The sequence below is a fragment of the Nesterenkonia alkaliphila genome (assembly GCF_009758175.1).
In the GTDB taxonomy this organism is placed as follows: Bacteria; Actinomycetota; Actinomycetes; order Actinomycetales; family Micrococcaceae; genus Nesterenkonia; species Nesterenkonia alkaliphila.
The window spans coordinates 1-2999 of sequence record NZ_WRPM01000042.1; the positions used below are offsets into that span (position 1 = coordinate 1).

Sequence of the window (2999 nt, forward strand, 5' to 3'; positions counted from 1 at the left end):
GGCTGCTGGGCCCATCGGGGTCAGCATAATCAGAGCGGCGTGGGAGAGGCTTGCCTTCCGATCATTGGAAGGAAGGCTGGCATGGTGCCAATTACAGGTGATGAGACGCCGCGCGGTTCCGTTGAAGCGCTGTTAGAAGGATTCGAGCGGTACTTGACCGCGCACAGGAACGTGCGCTTGTCGACCCGGGCTTGTTATGCACGTCATGCTGACGCGTTCCTGACCGGGCTGGCCGGACCCGACGTCCGGGTGGAGCTGAGCAGGCTAGATGCAGTCACTGTTCGAGATCATGTTTCGGTGCTCATCGCTCCATACGCGCCGCAGACCAAAAAGCTGATGGCCACGTCCTTCCGAGGGCTATTGCGTTTCGCATGGCTGGAAGGGCACACGAGCACTGACCTGACGGGCGCGGTCGGCCCGGTGTCCGCGCCACGGGGAATCGGCCCTCGGCCGCGTCCCTTGTCCGGGGAAGAGATGTGTCTTCTGCTCGACGCCCAGGATCTCACCACTTTGACGGGCATCCGAGACTATGCCGTGTTGGTGGTTCTTTCGCGGCTGGGACTACGGGCCAGCGAGGTGGCGGGCCTGCTCTTGGATGATCTCGATTGGGAAGCCGGGACTTTAACGGCGCGGATCAAGGGCGAAGCGGTGCATCGTCTTCCGTTGCCACATGATGTGGGGGCCGCGATCGTCGGGTACTTGAGTCGACGTCCGGACAGCTATCACCGGGAGATCTTCCTGAAGTTGCAGGGTAGGGACGAACCGATGACCGGCTGGGCGGTCAGTGCCCTCGTTGCCCGCGCCACGGCCCGGGCCGGACTGGGGACGGTGCACGCACATCGGCTACGACATACGACGGCCCGCGCAGTCCTGGAAGCCGGCGGGGGCATGGGCGAGGTGGGCGAGCTCCTCGGGCATCGCTCCGAGGAGGTAACACGTATGTACGCCTCCCTGGACCTTGTCGCACTACGGGGACTGGCCCGCCCATGGCCGGTCTCTGCGGGAGCCTGCCATGACTGAACTGACTGAGCTGATCGGCGACTATTTGGCCTTCCGCGAGTCACGAGGCTACCGTCCCAATCCCAAGGCCGCACGCTTGTTGCACCAGTTCGACACCTGGCTGCCGACAGATCGCAGCGACGGGCTGCTGTTCAGCCAGGACGACGCATTCACCTGGGCGGATGCAGCTGAGCATACGAAGCAGTCCTGGCGCGACGAACGGCTATCTGTCGTCCGGGGGTTCGCCAAGTATCTGGCCGGCAGCGGATTCCCAGTCGGCATCCCGCAAGGAAGGCGCCGCCCTGCCGGGAGCCGTCGAGCCATCCCATACATCTACACTTCGGAACACATCGCTGCCCTCATGGCCGCGCCCAAAGACCTGTTCACCCCGTGGCGGGCAGCCACCATGACAACACTGGTGGGACTACTTGCGGTCACTGGCATACGGATCGGCGAGGCACTCGCCGCGAGAATCGATGACCTGGACCTGGACCGGGCGACGATGTTGATCGCGCACGGAAAGGCTGGTCGTCAGCGCGTGGTCTGTCTTGATGAAACAACGTGCCGCGTTCTGGCCGCCCACATCGCGGCCTCACCCAAGTCTGCCGGCAAGGTCAGTGGGCCTCCGCCACTGCTGGTGAACAGTCATGGCCGCAAACTCAGCGTCAGCAACGTCCGGGGTGCCTTCTTGCGAATGATCGAACATGCGGACCTTCCGCCCCGTCCCGGGGCTCGGCCCCGTATCCACGACCTTCGGCACTCGTTCGCAACACACACAATGATCGATGCCTACCGCGACGGCCGTGACCCGGCGGCCACGCTCGCCGCGCTCTCGATCTGGCTGGGCCACGCGGACCCGGCCAACACCTACTGGTACCTACACGCCGCTCCAGAACTCGCAGCCATTGCCGCCGGCGTGCTGGAGCCGACCCCGAAGGAACAATCATGACCCGCCTCGCCCCTATACTGCAGGAGTACTTCACCTCATACCTGAGCGGACAGCGGGCAGCCAGCCCGGCGACGATCAGCACCTATCGCGACACCTGGCGACTGTTGTTGGGCTTCCTTGCAGACCAGACTGGAAGGCCTGCCCACAGCCTGGGCCTGACCGACATCGATGAGCATCAGGTCATGGCCTTCCTTGATCACCTCGAACAGCATCGGGGAAACAGCATCGCAACACGGAACCTTAGACTTTCCGGTATTAAGAGCGTGATGGCGTTCCAAGCGCCACGATCGCCGGAGCACCTGGACACGATTTCCAGGATCCACGCGATCCCGGTCAAGAAAAACGGGCGGGGCGATGTGTCCTACCTCACCGCCGATCAGCTGCAGGTCCTGCTCGATGCCATCGGCACAGACACCTGGACTGGACGACGCGATAAGACGATGCTCGCCTTGACCGCACAGGCCGGGCTTCGCATCAATGAGCTGATCGCACTGCGCATGACCAGCCTGAACCTGACTGCAGCCGCTCCCCACCTCACCTGCACCGGAAAAGGCCGCAAGCAACGAACCACGCCCCTTACCAGCGCCATGGCTACCATGCTCAAAACCTATATTGAGGAGCGAAACCGCAAACCCGGAGACGTCCTGTTTCCGAACCCAACCGGGGGGTCACTCTCCCCGGACGCCATACGAAAACGACTTCAAAGACATGCCGAAACCGCAGCCGCCGCCCGACCAGAACTCGCCCGGATACGCATCACGGCACACACCCTGCGCCACACCGCCGCGATGACGTTTCTTGCCGCAGGAATCGATGCCGCCGTCATCGCCCTTTGGCTCGGTCATGAGTCGATCGCCACGACGAATATCTATCTCCATGCTGATATCTCCGTCAAACAACGCGCCCTCGACCGGACCCGGCAGCCAGAGACTCCGGCCGGCACCTACAAGCCCGAGGACAGCCTCCTCACCTGGCTCAAATCGCTCTAATTATGCTGACCCCGATGGGCCCAGCAGCCACCAAAACCACGACACACGGGCCATAGATCCGC

3 protein-coding genes are annotated in these 2999 nt (G+C 63.1%); all 3 read left to right on the forward strand.

The window, feature by feature from the left end; translation table 11 throughout:
- Positions 1-1020, forward strand: a 1020-nt coding sequence (locus GNZ21_RS06145; protein ID WP_229659641.1) for a tyrosine-type recombinase/integrase, incomplete at its 5' end; no start/stop codon positions are given.
- Positions 1013-1948, forward strand: a complete 936-nt coding sequence (locus tag GNZ21_RS06150) for a tyrosine-type recombinase/integrase (protein ID WP_157322425.1) — start codon at positions 1013-1015, stop codon at positions 1946-1948. The genes GNZ21_RS06145 and GNZ21_RS06150, both read left to right, overlap by 8 nt.
- A complete protein-coding gene (locus GNZ21_RS06155) occupies positions 1945-2937 on the forward strand; it encodes a tyrosine-type recombinase/integrase (RefSeq protein ID WP_157322427.1) in 993 nt (330 codons plus the stop codon). Before GNZ21_RS06150 ends, GNZ21_RS06155 begins: the two co-directional genes overlap by 4 nt.
- Positions 2938-2999 lie beyond the last annotated feature (62 nt).

Bases quoted from the DNA above. Each gene is read 5' to 3' on its own strand.
- GNZ21_RS06150 (WP_157322425.1), top strand. From the start codon at position 1,013: ATGACTGAACTGACTGAGCTGATCGGCGACTATTTGGCCTTCCGCGAG.
- GNZ21_RS06155 (WP_157322427.1), top strand. From the start codon at position 1,945: ATGACCCGCCTCGCCCCTATACTGCAGGAGTACTTCACCTCATACCTG.